This is a genomic window from Achromobacter pulmonis, assembly GCF_021733725.1.
Lineage (GTDB): Bacteria > Pseudomonadota > Gammaproteobacteria > Burkholderiales > Burkholderiaceae_B > Achromobacter > Achromobacter pulmonis.
Map to the genome: position 1 here is coordinate 3,575,931 of NZ_JAIFOT010000001.1, position 15,061 is coordinate 3,590,991.

14 protein-coding genes are annotated in these 15,061 nt (G+C 68.0%); 9 read left to right on the forward strand and 5 right to left on the reverse strand.

Annotated elements, in window-relative coordinates; genetic code table 11:
* The first annotated feature begins 190 nt into the window (after nucleotides 1-190).
* The 5 genes from K2W61_RS16610 to K2W61_RS16630 all read left to right on the forward strand — a co-directional run bounded on the left by K2W61_RS16610 (nucleotide 191) and on the right by K2W61_RS16630 (nucleotide 6,180).
* Complete coding sequence (locus tag K2W61_RS16610) at nucleotides 191-1,489, forward strand: imelysin family protein (RefSeq protein ID WP_175133525.1); 1,299 nt, start codon at nucleotides 191-193, stop codon at nucleotides 1,487-1,489.
* On the forward strand, nucleotides 1,486-3,006 hold the full coding sequence (locus tag K2W61_RS16615; RefSeq protein WP_175133526.1) for a di-heme oxidoreductase family protein: 1,521 nt from the start codon (nucleotides 1,486-1,488) through the stop codon (nucleotides 3,004-3,006). Before K2W61_RS16610 ends, K2W61_RS16615 begins: the two co-directional genes overlap by 4 nt.
* On the forward strand, nucleotides 3,006-4,103 hold the full coding sequence (locus tag K2W61_RS16620) for an imelysin family protein (protein WP_236756093.1): 1,098 nt from the start codon (nucleotides 3,006-3,008) through the stop codon (nucleotides 4,101-4,103). Before K2W61_RS16615 ends, K2W61_RS16620 begins: the two co-directional genes overlap by 1 nt.
* Entirely contained in the window at nucleotides 4,084-5,259 is a 1,176-nt protein-coding gene (locus K2W61_RS16625; RefSeq protein ID WP_419761603.1) for a DUF1513 domain-containing protein, read from the forward strand. The genes K2W61_RS16620 and K2W61_RS16625 overlap by 20 nt, the downstream gene beginning before the upstream one ends.
* Before the next feature lie 87 nt (nucleotides 5,260-5,346).
* On the forward strand, nucleotides 5,347-6,180 hold the full coding sequence (locus K2W61_RS16630) for a mechanosensitive ion channel family protein (RefSeq protein ID WP_175135770.1): 834 nt from the start codon (nucleotides 5,347-5,349) through the stop codon (nucleotides 6,178-6,180).
* 124 nt (nucleotides 6,181-6,304) lie between these two features.
* Here K2W61_RS16630 and K2W61_RS16635 read toward each other — a convergent pair whose 3' ends face one another.
* Nucleotides 6,305-7,066, reverse strand: a complete 762-nt coding sequence (locus K2W61_RS16635) for an IclR family transcriptional regulator (protein ID WP_175135771.1) — start codon at nucleotides 7,064-7,066, stop codon at nucleotides 6,305-6,307.
* Between the two features lie 160 nt (nucleotides 7,067-7,226).
* Between K2W61_RS16635 and K2W61_RS16640 the strand changes: the two genes are divergently transcribed.
* Nucleotides 7,227-8,216 (forward strand): tripartite tricarboxylate transporter substrate binding protein, encoded by a 990-nt coding sequence (locus tag K2W61_RS16640; protein ID WP_175135772.1) that lies wholly within the window; start codon nucleotides 7,227-7,229, stop codon nucleotides 8,214-8,216.
* 67 nt (nucleotides 8,217-8,283) lie between these two features.
* Here K2W61_RS16640 and K2W61_RS16645 read toward each other — a convergent pair whose 3' ends face one another.
* A complete protein-coding gene (locus K2W61_RS16645; protein ID WP_175135773.1) occupies nucleotides 8,284-9,072 on the reverse strand; it encodes an RNA methyltransferase in 789 nt (262 codons plus the stop codon).
* 118 nt (nucleotides 9,073-9,190) lie between these two features.
* Here K2W61_RS16645 and K2W61_RS16650 point away from each other — a divergent pair, with 118 nt between their 5' ends.
* The 3 genes from K2W61_RS16650 to K2W61_RS16660 all read left to right on the forward strand — a co-directional run bounded on the left by K2W61_RS16650 (nucleotide 9,191) and on the right by K2W61_RS16660 (nucleotide 12,668).
* The gene (locus K2W61_RS16650; RefSeq protein WP_175135774.1) at nucleotides 9,191-9,976 is read left to right on the forward strand and encodes an inositol monophosphatase family protein; all 786 of its coding nucleotides are present in this window, start codon (nucleotides 9,191-9,193) and stop codon (nucleotides 9,974-9,976) included.
* Nucleotides 9,977-10,187: 211 nt separating this feature from the next.
* On the forward strand, nucleotides 10,188-11,771 hold the full coding sequence (locus K2W61_RS16655; protein ID WP_175135775.1) for a TerC family protein: 1,584 nt from the start codon (nucleotides 10,188-10,190) through the stop codon (nucleotides 11,769-11,771).
* 33 nt (nucleotides 11,772-11,804) lie between these two features.
* Nucleotides 11,805-12,668, forward strand: coding sequence for an undecaprenyl-diphosphate phosphatase (locus tag K2W61_RS16660; protein ID WP_175135776.1), 864 nt, complete (start codon nucleotides 11,805-11,807; stop codon nucleotides 12,666-12,668).
* An 81-nt stretch (nucleotides 12,669-12,749) separates the two neighbouring features.
* On the opposite strand, the gene K2W61_RS16665 is transcribed toward K2W61_RS16660, so the two are convergent.
* The 3 genes from K2W61_RS16665 to K2W61_RS16675 form a co-directional block, all read right to left on the reverse strand.
* Nucleotides 12,750-13,523: a UDP-2,3-diacylglucosamine diphosphatase gene (locus K2W61_RS16665; protein ID WP_175141446.1), complete on the reverse strand. Its 774-nt coding sequence runs from the start codon at nucleotides 13,521-13,523 to the stop codon at nucleotides 12,750-12,752.
* Complete coding sequence (locus tag K2W61_RS16670; RefSeq protein ID WP_175135778.1) at nucleotides 13,516-14,025, reverse strand: peptidylprolyl isomerase; 510 nt, start codon at nucleotides 14,023-14,025, stop codon at nucleotides 13,516-13,518. The genes K2W61_RS16665 and K2W61_RS16670 overlap by 8 nt, the downstream gene beginning before the upstream one ends.
* A 131-nt stretch (nucleotides 14,026-14,156) precedes the next feature.
* Entirely contained in the window at nucleotides 14,157-14,840 is a 684-nt protein-coding gene (locus K2W61_RS16675; protein WP_175135779.1) for a tetratricopeptide repeat protein, read from the reverse strand.
* Nucleotides 14,841-15,061: the final 221 nt, after the last annotated feature.

Genomic DNA, 15,061 nt, shown 5'->3' on the forward strand with positions numbered 1-15,061 from the left:
CTTGCGGCAGCGCAGACCGCGGGCGGATGGCGGCCGCGGCAGGGGGGCTTCCTTTTTTATTCGGAAAAACGTCAGGTAGCTGACTTTATTCTGAATAACAAACGAAAATTGTTTACACTCGCATCTACAAAATTTCAGTGTGGACGGGACTGCCGCGGGGCGGATTTTGTCCGAATTACGGGAGAAAGTGATGCGCAAGTTGTTGTTGGGGGTGGCGCTGGCCGCCGCGGTGTTCGGCGGAACGGCTCATGCGGCGGTGGAGCCCAAGGCCGTGGTCGCCAACTATTCGGATCTGGCGCTGGCCGGCTACGAAGACGCGCTGCGCTCGGCCAAGACCTTGCGCGAGGCCATCGACGCCCTGGTGGCCAAGCCCAGCGAACAGACGCTCAAGGCCGCGCGCCAGGCCTGGCTGGACGCGCGCGTGCCGTATCAGCAGACCGAGGCGTTCCGCTTCGGCAACCCCATCGTCGACGATTGGGAAGGGCGCGTGAACGCCTGGCCGCTGGACGAAGGCCTGATCGACTATGTCGATGCTTCCTATGGCACCGAGAACGACGAAAACGCCTACTATGCGGTCAACGTCATCGCCAATTCCACGATCTCGGTGGGCGGCAAGACCATCGATGTCAGCCAGATCACGCCCAAGCTGCTATCCGAAGTGCTGCACGAGGCCGACGGCAACGAGGCCAACGTCGCCACCGGCTACCACGCCATCGAATTCCTGCTGTGGGGCCAGGACCTGAATGGTTCCGGTCCGGCGCCGGCCGCGCGCAAGGGCTCGCCGCAGGAGCGTCACGCGGGCAACCGCCCGTATACCGACTTCGACGTCAAGCAATGCACCGGCGGCCACTGCGAACGCCGCATCGCCTACCTGAAGGCCGTCACCGACCTGCTGGTGAGCGACCTGGAAGAGATGGTTGGCAACTGGCGGCAGGACGGCGCCGCGCGCAAGGCGGTGCAGGAAGATCCCAAGGCCGGCCTGGTGGCGATGCTGACCGGCGTGGGCAGCCTGTCGTACGGCGAGCTGGCCGGCGAGCGCATGAAGCTCGGCCTGATGCTGCATGATCCCGAGGAAGAGCACGACTGCTTCTCGGACAATACCCATAACTCGCACTTCTACAACCAGATCGGCATCCGCAACGTCTACCTGGGCGCGTATACCCGGCCCGATGGCAAGAAACTGGAGGGCGCCAGCCTGTCGGCGCTGGTCAAGGCGCGCGATCCCAAGCTGGACGCCGAGGTGCGCGCCAAGCTGGACGCCACCGTCGCCGCCATGCAGGCGATGAAGACGCGCGCCGAAACGGTCGAGACCTACGACCAGATGATCGCGGACGGCAACAAGGAAGGCAACGCGGTGGTGCAGGCCGCCATCGACCGCCTGGTCGACCAGACCCGCAGCCTGGAGCGCGTGATCGCGCTGCTGGAACTGGGCAAGGTCGCCATCGAAGGTTCCGACAGCCTGGACCAACCCGACGCCGTATTCAAGTGAAGCGCGTAATCGTTGCCGTATTGGCGGCGTCGGCCCACGCCGCCGCTTCTTGCGCGGCCGCTTCCGCGCCGGCCGGGCGCGACGACCTGAGCGCGGCCGACCTCGAGCGCGTTCGCGCCATCACCGCGCCCACCCGCGATTTCTCCAAGGCCGAGGCTTTCGAGACCATGCAGGCCGGCGCCGCCACCACCAACAAGCTCATCAACGCCGACATCTTCTCGCAGCCGTCGGCCAACATGAGCTTCGAGCGGCGCCAGGAATTCCAGGTCGGCAACGGCCTGTTCCGCAAGGACTGGGTGTCGGCGCCCGCGTCCACGCAGGCTTCCGACGGCCTCGGGCCGCTGTTCAACGCGCGTTCCTGTCAGGCCTGTCATACCAAGGATGGGCGCGGCTCGGTGCCGGGCTTCGATCCGCTGGAGCGCCCCGACGCAGTGGCGCTGCTGCTGCGCCTGGCAGTGCCGGAAGGGCCCGACCGTGGCCATCCGCGCCTGGCGCCGGGCGAGATCGCATTGCTGCCCGAACCCGTCTACGGCGTGCAGTTGCAGAACTTCGCGGTGGCCGGCCTGCCGGCCGAAGGCCGCATGGAAATCGACTACACGCCGGTCACGGTCCGGCTCAATGGCGGCGAAAGCGCCACGCTGATGAAGCCGGCCTACCGCATCGACAACCTGGGCTATGGGCCGATGCGCAAGGACACGCAGATCTCGCCGCGCCTGGCGCCGCCGATGATCGGCCTGGGCCTGCTGGAATCTATCCACGAGGCCGACATCCTGGCCAATATCGGCGCCGACAAGCGCGACGGCATCGTCGGCAAGGCCAATTGGGTCACCGACGCGCGCACCGGCCAGCGCGTGCTGGGCCGCTTCAACCTGAAAGCCGGTCAGCCCACGGTGGCGCAGCAGAGCGCCGCCGCGTTCTCCAACGACATGGGCCTGTCCACGCCTCTCTTTCCCAAGCACTACGGCGACTGCACCGCGGCGCAGCCGCAATGCCTGCAGATGCCGCACGGCGCGCAGCCGCGCTTCGGCGCGGAAGAAGTGCCGGCCAAGCTGATGGACTTCGTCACCACCTATTCCACCAACCTGGCGGTGCCGCAGCGGCGCGATACCGACGACGCCCGCGTGCTGGCCGGCAAGAAGCTGTTCTACGAAGCCAATTGCGTGGCCTGTCACGTGCCCAAGTACGTCACCAGCCGCAACGCCAGGCAGGCCGAGCATCGCTTCCAGCTGATCTGGCCGTACACCGACATGCTGGTGCATGACATGGGCGAGGATCTGGCCGATGGCGTGTCCGACGGTTCGGCCAATGGGCGTGAATGGCGCACGCCGCCGCTGTGGGGCATCGGCCTGACCAGGACCGTCAACCCCAACGCCACCTGGCTGCACGATGGTCGCGCCCGCACGCTGCTGGAAGCGGTGCTGTGGCACGGCGGCGCCGGCCAGCCGGCGCGCGACCGCGTGGTGGCGATGACACCCGAAGAACGCGCCGACCTGATCCGTTTCCTGGAGTCGCTGTAATGACGCTCACCGCTATCCGCCGCAGCGCGCCCGCCAGAGGCCTGGCCGCCGCGCTGACGCTGGCCTGGTCCTTGTCCGCCGGCGCGGCCGGCTTGCCCGCCGACCTGGGCGAGCGGCTGGCGCAGGGCTACGCCCGGCCGGCCGCCGCCGGCATGGCCGAGGCCGCCGGCAAGCTGGAAGGCGCGCTGGCCACGTGGTGCGCCAAGCCCGACGCCGCCGGCGCCCGGACGGTCGAGGACGGGTTTGCCGGCCTGGCGCTGGCCTGGGCCCGCCTGGAACCGTTGCGCTTCGGACCGCTGGTGCAGGCCAACCGCTACGAACGCCTGGCGTTCTGGCCGGACACGCGCGGCGTGATGCCACGGCAGGTGCAGGCCGTGATCGCGGCGCAGGATGCCGGGCTGCTCAAGCCGGGCGCGCTGTCCGGCCGCAGCGTGGCGGTGCAGGGCCTGCCGGCGCTGGAATATGTGTTGTATGGCGAACCGGCGCTGCTGGGGCAGACCGGCGCGCCGACGTTCGCTTATGCCTGCGGCTATGCCCGCGCGGTCTCGGCCAACGTCGCCGCGATCTCGCGCGAGGTGGCCCAGGCCTGGGACGGCAAGGCCGGCTTCGGCCGCCAGTTCGCGCGGCCGCAGGCGGACAATGATCTCTACCGCGATCCGCAGGAAGTGGCGGCTGAAGCCATGAAGGCGCTGTCCACCGGCCTGCAATTGGCGCGCGACGTGAAGCTGCTGCCCGTGCTGGGCGCGGCAGCAGACGACGCCCGGCCCAGGCGCGCCGCGTTCTGGCGCAGCGGCCTGTCGATGCGCACGCTGGCCGCCGGCCTGGATGGCCTGGCGGCGTTCTACACGGCCGGCGGCTATGCGCTGCCCAAGGGCGAGGACTGGATGGCGCAGGCGGTGCTGGGCGAACTGCGCAGCGCGGCCCGCACGCTGCGCGAGGTGCCGGCGCCGCTGGAGCAGGCGCTGACCGACACCGAAGGGCGCCGCCTGCTGGGACTGGCGGCCTTGACGCTCAAGAACGCCAAGGCGATCGTCGACCAGGACCTGGCGCCGGCGCTGGGCGTGACCATCGGCTTCAATGCGCTCGATGGCGACTGACGGCAGCCGCTCGCCGCCGCGCCCCGCGCGGCGCGCGTTGCTGGCCAGGGGCGGCGCGCTGGGCGCGGCGCTGGCCTGGCCGAGCCTGGCGCGAGCCGCCGCCGATGACGACACGCGCGCCCGCTATCTGGCGGCGCGCCAGCGCGCCGGCCGCGACGAAGCGGTGGTGCTGGACGGCGCCGGCCAGGACCGGCGGGTGGTGCCGATGCCGGCGCGCGGCCACAGTTTCGCGATCGACGCGGCCTCCGAGCGCGCCGTGGTGTTCGGCCGCCAGCCGGGCTTTTTCGCCCTGGCGTTCGACCTGCGCGGCACGCGCGCGCCGCTTGCGCTGCCTTTGCCCGAAGACCGCCATTTCTTCGGCCATGGCGCCTATTTCGACGGCGCCCGCCTGCTGGCCGCCACCGAGAACGATTTCGACGGCGGGCGCGGCGTGCTCGGCATCTACGACGCGACACCGGGCGGCGGCTATCGCCGCATCGGCGAATTCGACAGCGGCGGCATCGGCCCGCACGAAGTGGTGCTGATGCCGGACGGCAAGACGCTGTGCGTGGCCAATGGCGGCATCCTGACGCATCCGGACTACGGCAAGCTGGAACTCAATCTGGACACCATGCGGCCATCGCTGGCGTATCTGGACGCGGCCAGCGGCGCGTTGCTGGAGCGCGTCGAGCTGGCGCCCGCGCTGCATCGCCTGTCGATCCGCCATCTGGCGCTGGCGGGCGACGGCAGCGTCTGGTTCGGCTGCCAGTACATGGGACCGGCCGGCGACCGGCCGGCGCTGGTCGGTCGCCACCGACGCGGCGCGCAGCCGGAACTGTTCAGCGGACCGGCCGCCACCTTGCGCGAGATGCGCAACTACGTCGGCTCGGTGGCGGCGGACGCGGCCGGCGCGGTGATCGCCACGTCCAGTCCGGTGGGCGGGCGGGTGCTGTACTGGGATGCCGCCAGCGGCCGTTGGCTGGGCGAAACCCGGCTGGCCGATGGCTGCGGCGTGGCGCCCGCCACCGGCGCCGGCTTTCTCGTCAGCAGCGGCCTGGGCGCGATGTTGCGCACCGATGCGGCGGGCGGCGAGCGGCCGCTGCTGTCGCCCTCGCGCGAGCGTTCCTGGGACAACCATTTCCGCCGGGTCGCCCGCGCCGCGTCTTACAAAGCCTGACATTCCGACGCCCTCGGCGCGGCCCAATCCTGGGGACGCATCTGATAAAGTTTTCGGTTGTCTGTTTTGCAAGAGGGAGCAACAACGATGGAAGACGCCTTGAAGGAATTCAGTACCTGGGCCCCCAGGCTGGTGGATCTGGGCATCAATCTGCTAGTGGCCTTGCTGATCCTGATCATCGGCTGGTGGGTCTCGGCATTGCTGGGGCGCTGGGTGCGGCGTATCGCCACACGCTCCAGCAAGATCGATCCGACCATCGTGCCGATGTTCTATAGCACCGTGGTCTGGACGGTGCGCATTTTCACGCTGATCGCGGTGCTGGCGCGCTTTGGCGTGCAAACCGCCAGCCTGATCGCGGTGCTCGGCGCCGCCGGCCTGGCCGTGGGCCTGGCCTTGCAGGGCACGCTGCAGAATATCGCCGCCGGCATCATGCTGCTGATCCTGCGGCCGGTGCGCGCCGGGGAATACGTGGGCCTGAGCACGGGCGCCGAGGGCACGGTGGAAGAAGTCGGCCTGTTCCTGACGCGGCTGGTGCAGGTCGATGGCATTCACCTGACGCTGCCCAACAGCACCGTCTGGAACGCCACCATCACCAACTACAGCCGCAACAAGACGCGCCGCCTGGATATCCCGGTGCCGGTGCGCTATGGCGATGATCTGAACGCGGTGGTGTCCAAGCTGCAGCAGATCGTCGCGGCCAATCCCAATGCCATGCAAGATCCGCAACCCATGGTCAAGGTGGTCGACTACAAGGAAAACGGCGTGGTCGTGAATGTGCGGGTATGGGCCGAGGCGGCCAAATACTGGGACTTGCGCTGGGACCTGTACCACCAGATCCGCAGCTCGCTGGAGGCCGCCGGCTTCCAGGCGCCGATCCCGCTGCGCGAGATCCAGAACCCGAAGGCCAACGCCGCGGCCTGAATGCCGGCCTGGCGCCGGCAAGCGCACGGGCGTCGCGCCAGCCAAGGCGGACGCCCGTTTTTTTGACTGCGCGGGACGGTCCCGGGCCCGCAAGCGGCGCCCGCCGCGTCGGCCCGGCACCCGCTCAGGCCTGCATCGCCAGCCGCGCCAGCTCGGCCTTGATCCAGCCGGCGATTTCGCGCTGGCGCTGCGCCGGCATGCGATCGATGATGGCCGTGACGCTGACGGCCAGCAGCGGCGCGCCATGCGCGTCCAGCAGGGCGCAGCCCACGCCGAGCGCGCCGCGCACGGCATGGTTGCCCACCACCGAATAGCCGCGCGCGCGGGTGTTCTCGATCAGGCGGAACATTTCCTGCGGCGTCATGCCGCCGTACTCGTCCAGGCGGCTGGAGTTGCGCTCGACGATGCCGCGGGCGACGTCATCGGGCAGCGCCGCCAGCAGCGCCATGCCGCCCGAACCCACGCCCAGCGGCTGGCGCTTGCCGGCGTAGGTCGCCAGGATCTGCACCGGATAGCTGCCGATCTCGCGGTGCAGGCTGATGGAATCGTCTTCGTCGCGCACCACCAGGAACACGGCATCGCCGGTGCGGTCCGCCAGCCGCCGCAGCACCGGCAGCAACTGGCGCACGCGCGGGTCGCGCGAGCGGGTGTCGGGGTCCACCGCCAACTGGGCGCGGTATTTCTTGGTGCCCGCCACCGGCAGCACCAGGCCCGCGTCGAGCAGGGCCGCCAGCAGGCGGTAGATGGTGGGACGCTGAATGCCCGTCAAGCGGGCGATATCGGTCACGCTGAGCCCGTCGGGCCCTTGGTCGCGCAGGGCGGCCAGAACGGCCAATCCGCGCCGCAATGTGCGTGGGCCTGCGGCCGCGGCATCGCTGTCTTGCATGCAACTCTCTGAAATCTTAGGGTTATTGCGGAATGGTTGAGGGAAAACCATCGTCCGTAGAGTGGACTCTACCTTGATGCATCGCTCATGTATAGATCAGAATGCACCATCCAATAATTCAAATCGTCCATTTGATGGACAGTATCAGCACGGAGACTATATGAAGACCGGTCACAAGCCTGGACTGCGGCGTTTTGCCGCCACGCTATTGGCTACCGCCGCAAGCGCTTTCGCCATGGGTTCCGCCCACGCCGCCTATCCCGACAAACCCGTCCGCATCGTGGTCGGCTTTTCCGCCGGTGGCACCACCGACGTGATCGCCCGCATCATGGCCAAGGAACTCACCGAGAGCCTGGGCCAGTCGTTTGTGGTCGAGAACAAGCCGGGCGCTGGCAGCAACATCGCCACCGACATGGTGCAGCGCGCCGCGCCCGATGGTTACACGCTGCTGTTCGTGGCGGTCACCAGCGCCATCAACCAGACGCTGTACAAGAACGTGTCGTTCGACCTGACCCGCGATTTCGCGCCGGTGGCGCTGGGCGCCAAGGTGCCGAACATCCTGGTGGTCAATCCGCAAGTGCCGGTGAAGTCGGTGCAGGAACTGGTCGACTACGCCAAGAAGAACCCCGGCAAGCTGGCCTTCGCCTCTTCGGGCAGCGGCACCTCGATCCACATGGCGGGCGAGCTGTTCAAGATGAAGGCCGGCATCGATGTGCTGCACGTGCCCTACAAGGGCAGCGCGCCGGCCATTACCGACCTGATCGGCGGCCAGGTGCAGTTCATGTTCGACAACATGCCGTCGGCCTGGCCGCACGCGCAATCGGGCAAGCTGCGCGCGCTGGCGGTGACTACCGCCGAACGCTCCAAGAGCGCGCCGGACCTGCCCACCATGCAGGAAGCGGGCTTCGCCGGCTTCGATGTGTCGTCCTGGTTCGGCCTGATCGCGCCGGCCGGCACGCCGCCGGAAGTGATCAACAAGCTCAACGCCGCCATGGTCAAGGCGCTGGACAAGCCTGAAGTGAAGACCAGCTTCGAAAAGCTGGGCGCCGTGGGCGTCAAGACCACTCCGGCCGAATTCGGCAAATTCATCAAGTCGGAAGTGGAAGGCTGGGCGCCGGTGGTCAAGGCGTCGGGCGCCAAGGTCGACTGAGCAGGCTTCGTGCCGCCGGCGCAGGCCGGCTGGCGGCCGATGACCGGGGACAGGCTTATGCCTGTCCCTATTTTTTTGCGCCGCTGTCGCGGACCGCGGCCAGCATGGCGGTGCAGACGCCGCGCATCATGTCGACCTCATCCCGCGTCAGGGCGGCCCGGGAAAAAAGATGCCGCATGCGCGGCAGCAGCTTCTTGGGATGGGCCGGGTCCAGGAATCGCACGCCCACCAGCGCCTCTTCCCAGTGCGCCAGGAAGGCCTGCACCGCTTCTCCGGAGGCCGGCTCGGCGCCGCGCGAGGGCGTTTGCGCCGTCGAAGCGGGCAGCAGGGCGGCGCCCTGATCCACCAGCAGCGCGTAGCGCAGCTCCCAGGCCGCCAGTTGCAGCGCCTGGGCCACGTTCAGCGAGCTGTACTCGGGATTGGCGGGAATGTGGCAGATGCGGTGGCACAGGCCGATCTGGGCGTTGGTCAGGCCGGCCCGCTCGGTGCCCAGCACGACCGCGGCGCAACCCTCGGCGGTTTCCGCCAGGTGGGCGCAGGCCAGCTCGGCCGCCTGGCGGATGTCGCAGGGCGGGGGGCCGAGGTCGCGCACCCGGGCGGTCAGGGCGAAGGCCAGGGTCACGGGCGCCAGCGCCTGTTCCAGGGTATCGTAGATGCGCGCGTTTTCCAGCACGTCCAGGGCGCCGCTGGCCAGGGCCACGGCTTCCGGCTGGTGGATGACATCGGCGAATTTGGGGCCCACCAGCACCAGTTCGGAGAAGCCCATGGTCTTGATGGCGCGGGCCGCCGAACCGACGTTTCCGGGGTGGCTGGGGTTCACCATGATGAAGCGAACGCGTGAAAATGCTTGAGTCATTTAAAATGGCACGTTTGGCTTAGTGCCTTCCTGGTTTTTTAGGCCGGTTTTCCCCTGTCGGGGCGGCGGATCCGGGAGGGCGGCTAGCGGCCTACCCACCGCATACGTACGGAATTTTATGCACCCGATGCTCAACATCGCCATCAAGGCGGCCCGGCGTGCCGGCACCATCATCAACCGTGCCAGCATGGATTTGGAACGACTCAGCGTGGCTCGCAAGGGGCCGCGCGATTATGTCACGGAAGTCGATCGCGCCGCCGAGGAGTCCATCGTCGAGACGCTGCGCGCCGCCTACCCGGACCACGCCGTCCTGGGCGAGGAGTTCGGCCTGCAGGGCCCCGACCAGGCGGAATTCCAGTGGATCATCGATCCCCTGGACGGCACCACCAACTTCATCCACGGCCTGCCCAACTACGCCGTGTCGATCGCCCTGACCCAGCGCGGCCAGGTCACGCAGGCGGTCATCTATGACCCGTCGCGCAACGAACTGTTCACCGCCAGCCGGGGCAGCGGCACGTTCCTGAACGACCGCCGCGTGCGCGTCTCGGGCCGCACCCGTTACCACGAGGCGCTGCTGGGCGCGCATTGGCCCAATTCGGGCGACCTGGAACAAGGCTCGGCGCGTTTCCGTGCCATGGCCGAAGGCAGCACCGGCGTGCGCCGCCTGGGCGCCACCGTGCTGGACCTGGCCTACGTGGCCTGCGGCCGCCTGGATGGCTTCTGCGGCGTGGGCCTCAAGCCCTGGGACCTGGCGGCAGGCAGCCTGATGGTGCTGGAAGCCGGCGGCCTGGTGGCCGATTTCGACGGCGAGCAGGGCTGGATGGATTCGGGCAATGTGCTGGCCGCCAGCCCGAAGATCTTCACGCAGATGCTGACCGCGCTGAATCCGGCGCCGGCCGCCTGACGCCTGGCAGCCCTGCCCATGAAAAAAGCCGGCCGATGGCCGGTTTTTTTCATGGCGGCGCCAGCGCCTGCGGCCGGGCGTGGGACGGGGGGCGCGAGCGCGCGAGGCGCTGCCGGATCGTCCGCCGTAAGCCATGCGCACGAGCCGTGTCACCGGCGTGTCACGCATTTTCCGGGTACGATTACCGGTCGTGTAACTTCTGGAGCTCCTGATGGAGTGGCTGCTGGACCCTGCTGCGTGGGTCGGCTTGCTTACCCTGGTCGTCCTTGAGATCGTCCTGGGAATCGATAACCTGATTTTCATCGCCATCCTGGCAGACAAGTTGCCGCCGTCGCAACGCGACCGCGCGCGCATTCTTGGCCTGAGCCTGGCGCTGGTCATGCGGCTGGGCCTGTTGTCGGTCATGTCGTGGCTGGTCACCCTGACCACCCCCCTGTTCTCGGTCGGACCGCTGTCGCCCTCGGGGCGCGACCTGATCCTCATGGCGGGCGGTTTCTTCCTGCTGTTCAAGGGCACCATGGAGCTGCACGAGCGCCTGGAGGGCGGCCAGCACGGCGGCTCGTCCGGGCCGCGCGTGTACGCCAGCTTCTGGGTCATCGTGACGCAGATCGTGGTGCTCGACGCGGTGTTCTCGCTGGATTCGGTCATCACCGCGGTCGGCATGGTGGACCACCTGGCCATCATGATGATCGCCGTGGTCATCGCCATCGGCATCATGCTGCTGGCCTCCAAGCCGCTGACGCGCTTCGTCAACGCCCACCCGACGGTGGTGGTGCTGTGCCTGGGCTTCCTGCTGATGATCGGCTTCTCGCTGCTGGCCGAGGCCTTTGGCTTCAAGGTGCCCAAGGGCTACCTGTATGCCGCCATCGGCTTCTCGGTGGCGATCGAGGCCCTGAACCAGGTGGCGCGCCGCAACCTGCTCAAGCTGGACGCGCGCCGGCCCATGCGCGAGCGCACCGCCTCGGCGGTGCTGCGCATGCTGGGCAAGCGCCCGCCGGCCGACGAGCCCGACCTGCCCAGCGCCGACGGCCCCGCCATCCCGGCCTTCGGGGTCGAGGAACGCAACATGGTCAGCGGCGTGCTGACCCTGGCCGAACGCTCCATCCGCTCGATCATGACGCCGCGCACCGACGTATCGTGGATCAATATCGACGACGACCCCGAGACCATCCGGCGCCAGATCACCGAGGCGCCGCACAGCTTCTTCCCGGTCTGCCGCGGCTCGCTCGACGAGGTGCTGGGCATCGCCCGCGCCAAGGAACTGGTGGCCGACCTGATCACTGAGGGCCGGGTGCGCCGCAACCGCCTGCGCGATCCGATCATCGTGCATGAATCGATCGGCATCCTGCGCCTGATGGACACCCTCAAGCGCTCGCGCGGCCAACTGGTGCTGGTGGCCGACGAGTTCGGCGCGATCGAGGGCCTGGTGACGCCGATCGACGTGTTCGAGGCCATCGCCGGCGAATTCCCGGACGAAGACGAATTGCCCGACATCGTCGCCGACGGCCCCAACATCTGGAAGATCGATGGCGCCGCCGACCTGCACCACGTCGAGCAGGTGCTGGAAACCGAAGGCCTGGTCGACGAGGCGCAGGATTTTTCCACCCTGGCGGGCTATCTGCTGTCGCGCTTCGGCCACCTGCCCAAGCCGGGCGACGTCTGCGAGTACGAATTCCACCACGACCATTTCCGCTTCGAAGTGCTGGAAATGGACGGTCGCCGGATTGCCCTGGTGCGCGTCGAAAAGCGCGTGCCGGAGACGCTGGACGAAGACGCCTCGCTGACCAACGACTAGCGCCTGACTCATTCCCAAGGAACCCTTGCCATCGTGACCGACAACGCGCTCTATCTGATCAAGGCCTTCATCCTCGGCATCGTCGAGGGCCTGACCGAGTTCATCCCGGTGTCCAGCACCGGCCACCTGATCGTCATCGGCGATTGGCTCCACTTCGAGTCCAGCCAGGGCAAGGTGTTCGAGGTGGTGATCCAGCTGGGCTCGATCCTGGCCGTGATGTGGGTCTTCCGGGCGCGGCTGCTGCAACTGATCCGCGGCACCCTCACCGGGGTGCCGAGCGAAGTCGCCTTCACCCGCAACCTGCTGATCGCCTTCCTGCCGGCCGCCGTCATCGGCGCCATCTTCATCAAGTCCATCAAGCAGGTGTTCTACCACCCGGGCGTGGTGGTGGTGACGCTGGTGCTGGGCGGCCTGATCATGCTGTACGTGGAGCGCCGCACTCGTCACACGCCCGGCGACCAGCCGGGCGCGGCCGATGACACCGCGTCCGACGAGCGCGCCACCGCCATGACGCTGGAGCAGATTTCCTGGAAGCAGGCGCTGGGCGTGGGCGTGGCGCAGTGCCTGGCCATGATCCCGGGCACCTCGCGCTCGGGCGCCACCATCATCGGCGGCATGATCGCCGGCATCCAGCGCAAGACGGCCACCGAGTTCTCGTTCTTCCTGGCCATGCCGACCATGCTGGGGGCCGCGGTGTTCGACATGTACAAGAACATGGACGTGCTGACCCAGCATGACCTGTCCGGCATCGCCGTGGGCTTCGTCGCGGCCTTCCTCAGCGCCATCGTGGTGGTGCGTGCGGTGCTGCGCTTCGTCGCCAATCACACCTACCGGGTGTTCGCCTGGTACCGCATCGTGTTCGGCGGCGTCGTGGCGGCCTGGATCCTGACCCGCTGACGCAGTCGCCGCTGGCGCACAATGAGCAAGGGCCGCGTTCAACGCGGCCCTTTGCTTTGTCCGGTCCGGCAAGCCGCCTGGTTAGCCGGCCGTTTCCAGGTCGTAGAACTGCAATCCGTCGCGGTCGATGACCAGCCAGCCGCCGCGCGGCGGCGAAACGTGGTCACAGTCCCAGTCGGGCAGGACCCAGCGCTCGCGTTTGAGGCCATCGACCTGCAGCACGTGGCGGGCGGGGCGGTGCGTGTGTCCGTGCACCATGAGGGCCACGCCGCTGTCGCGGAAGGCCTGCTCGATGGCGGCGGCGTTGACGTCCATGATCTCCATGGACTTGGCCTGGTTCGCCATCTGGCTTTCGCCACGCGCCTGTTGCGCCATCGCCAGGCGCTCGGGGATGGTCTTGGCCAGGAACGCAGCCTGCCATTGCGGGTCGCGCACCATCTGGCGGAACTGCTGGTAGGCCGCGTCGTCGGTACAGAACTCGTCGCCGTGGGTCAGCAGCACATCGCCGCAATCGGTCTGCAGCAGCGCCGGTTCGGGCAGCAGCCTGGCGCCGACGGCGTCGGCCAGTTCCGCGCCGATGAGGAAGTCCCGGTTGCCGCGGCCCAGCCACAGCGGGATGCGGCTGGCGGTGGCGCGCAGCGCGGTCAGCGCCGTGGCCAGCCAGGGCGGCGCGGCGCGGATCACGTCGTCGCCGATCCAGGCGTCGAAGATGTCGCCCGGCAGCAGCAGGGCGGCCGCTTCTTCCTCGGCCGCCCGCAGGAAAGCCAGGAAGGCCTCCGCCGTGGCCGGCGTGGCCGGCCCCAGGTGCAGGTCGGACGCCAGCCAGATCGGGCCGGGCAGGGCGATCTTATTCAAGAACTTCGGCCTTCTCGATGATCACGTCGTCGTTCGGCACGTTCTGGTGGAAGCCCTTGTTGCCGGTCTTGACGGCCTTGATCTTGTCGACCACGTCGGTGCCTTCGGTGACGGTGCCGAACACGGCGTAGCCCCAGCCGTTGGGGGTGGGCGCGGTGAAGTTCAGGAAGTCGTTGTTGGCGACGTTGATGAAGAACTGGGCGGTGGCCGAGTGCGGGTCGCTGGTGCGGGCCATCGCCACGGTGTACTTGTCGTTCTTCAGGCCGTTGTTGGCTTCGTTTTCGATCGGGGCGTGCGTCTGCTTCTGCTTCATGCCGGGTTCGAAGCCGCCGCCCTGGATCATGAAGCCATCGATCACGCGATGGAACACCGTGCCGTTGTAGAAGCCTTCCTTGACGTAGGTCAGGAAATTCTCGACGGTCTTGGGCGCCTTGGCGGCGTCCAGGGTGATGACCATGTCGCCTTGGTTGGTGTGAAGCTTGACGCGGGGGTTGGTGCTCATGGCTTTGGTGCCTTCAGAGGTGGAGTGGGAGGGGGCGGCCGCGGGCGCGGCGCTGACGAGCGCCGGAGCAAACGCCAGCGCGAACGAGCACGCCGTCAGGCGCAGCAGGTGTAGGGGGGAATAGCGGGACATCATTTGTGTTGCCTATCCTTCAGCATGGTTTCGACTTCACGGGCCTTGTCCTGCATGCCCGGCACGCCTTCCTTGGCGGCTTGCCTGTAGGTGCGCAGGGCCTGCAGCAATTGCAGATCGCCCAGGTTGGCGCGCGCGGCGGCGTAGCCCGGGTCGGCGCGCAAGGCCATTTGCAGGGCGTCCTGCGCTTTTTCAAGCTCGCCCCGGCTTGCATATAGAGCCGCCAGGTTGTTCCAAGGTTCCGGCAGCTCGGGGAAGCGGGTCGTCATCTCGGTGTAGATGTCGATGGCTTCGGCCTTGCGGTCGAGCTGGGCCAGGGCGCGCGCGTGCTGGAACATCAGTTGCACGTCGGTGCCGCGCTGGTCCTTGATCTCGGCTTCGCGCTTTTCGATCATCGCCAGGGCTTCGGCGTTTTCGCCGCGGTTCAGCAGGCGCTCGATGTGGGTGGTGATCTGCGAGGCGGAGGGCTGCAGGCGGGTGTCCACGCTGGGCTGGGCCGCCTTGAGCAGATTGGCCAGGCCTTCCCAGCCGCCCTCGGGCGGAATCGGATCCAGGGTGGTGCGGCGGGCGTTGGGGTTCTCGCCGGAACCGCCGGCCATGGATTGGGCGTGGGCGCCAGCGAGCGGCGAACCGGCCATTGCCAGGGCGAGCAGGGCGACGCAAAAACGCGGCTTGATAGTCACGTGGGCATCCGTTAAAAGTCGGGGCCGGCCGGCGCTGACGCGCGCGGGCGGACCGCTTGCTATACTTGACGACCGCCATTTTAGCCTTGGTTGAGTTTTTGGCTCGGCACGGAGGCACGGAGTGCTTGAAGGGGCCCGGACAAGGGGCCCAGACGCCGGGTGGAAGGGATTTCCCCTGGGCGCCTGCCGAAGCGCAGGCCAGGAGCCTCCCCGTTTCCTGG